The 934-nt window shown below is 62.8% G+C and carries 1 pseudogene; it reads right to left on the bottom strand.

The features are described from left to right. Nucleotides 1–723 precede the first annotated feature (723 nt). Nucleotides 724–934: pseudogene (locus V7E05_RS11525) on the bottom strand (TetR/AcrR family transcriptional regulator); the annotation flags it as partial.

Here is a 934-nt window from a genome sequence, read left to right on the forward strand (position 1 = left end):
CATTGAGAAAATCGGTAATTGCTGTGAGTGATGGTAAGGAGATATTGGGGGGATCTTGGCGGGTTAGCATCTACGCGGTTTTCAAGGAACACTAGAAGAGCCGTTGGCTTAAGGATTCTCCGAGTTTCGGCAGCCGTGCGGTCTATATCCGGAACCGAACACGGCACGAGCGTGCAGACTGCTGTTTGGTACATGCGCTTGATAACGCTCTTGGCGCGACCCCAATAGTCGGCGCTGACAGTCCTTGCCGGAGAGTTTTCCAACTTGGGCGCCCAGCGACAGGCGGTCGGGATGGTGCAGTCCATTGGGCTGGGCGCTACGCCTTCCTCTCTGGGGTGCACGGCGACCTCCTCGCGGAGCTACGCGCCCAGGGTGCGAGTCTCCCGATCACGCCGACTGTCGGCGTGATCGATGTGTTCCCTCCGCTAGCGGAGTCTGCGACCTGGGTGCTCGGGGCGTGTGCCACGGGCTCGCCCCGCACTGTCATGGGAACCGGGACGGAGCCGGTGGCAGTGTTCTGTCGGCCAGCGGAACCGAGGCTTTTTTACTTGCCGAATTGGGGCCGATTCCCTACGGATTCCCCACGCGCTTCCTGGATGGGTTATCGTTAACCCCACTACCTGCGAGTATGCGGCGGCAGGGTTATGTCCCTTCGCCACCGCCGGTAGAGAGCCGGTCCCCGCGAGAGCGGGGGCCGGCTCTTCTCATTTATTCTCTTCGCCTTCAGCGCGGGAGGAGACGATCGACGAGGGCGTCGACGACCTCGTTCGTTGACCGGCCGGGCTCGATCGCCCCGGTGAGGCGGTCGAAGAGGAAGCCGTCTATCGCGTAGTGGAAGAGGGCGATATCGCTCCGTCCGCCGGGAAGCCCGGCGCTGGAGTTGAACTCGACGTCGCCGTCGAAACCCCGCCGCCGCCACTCGACGATCGACCCC

Source organism: Dietzia sp. (assembly GCF_036741115.1).
Classification (GTDB): Bacteria; Actinomycetota; Actinomycetes; order Mycobacteriales; family Mycobacteriaceae; genus Dietzia.